Genomic DNA, 595 nt, shown 5'->3' on the forward strand with positions numbered 1-595 from the left:
TGATCTTCATCGACCAGCAGCCGCAGATGGCGTTCGGCGTGCAGTCGATCGATCGCCAGACGCTGAAGAACAACGTCGTCGGGCTCGCGAAGGCCGCGAAGGTCTTCAACATCCCGACCACGATCACGACGGTCGAAAGCGACAGCTTCTCGGGCCACACCTATCCCGAGCTGCTCGACGTGTTCCCGAACCAGAAGACGCTCGAACGCACGTCGATGAATTCGTGGGACGACCAGAAGGTGCGCGACGCGCTGGCCGCGAACGGCCGCAAGAAGGTGGTCGTGTCGGGCCTGTGGACCGAAGTCTGCAATACGACGTTCGCGCTGTGCGCGATGCTCGAAGGCGACTACGAGATCTACATGGTTGCCGACGCATCGGGCGGCACGACGCAAGCCGCACACGACTTCGCGATGCAGCGCATGGTGCAGGCCGGCGTGGTGCCGGTCACGTGGCAGCAGGTGATGCTCGAATGGCAGCGCGACTGGGCGCGCCGCGACTCGTACGACGCGGTGATGGCGATCGCGAAGGAGCATTCGGGCGCGTACGGGATGGGCGTCGACTACGCGTACACGATGGTCCACAAGGCGCCGCAGCG

Annotated in this window: 1 protein-coding gene; it reads left to right on the forward strand. The window is 64.5% G+C overall.

What is annotated here, in order from left to right:
• Positions 1-2 precede the first annotated feature (2 nt).
• Positions 3-595, forward strand: a 593-nt coding sequence (locus WS61_RS05765) for a hydrolase (RefSeq protein WP_082742116.1), incomplete at its 3' end; no start/stop codon positions are given.

Source organism: Burkholderia sp. ABCPW 11 (assembly GCF_001523445.1).
Lineage (GTDB): Bacteria > Pseudomonadota > Gammaproteobacteria > Burkholderiales > Burkholderiaceae > Burkholderia.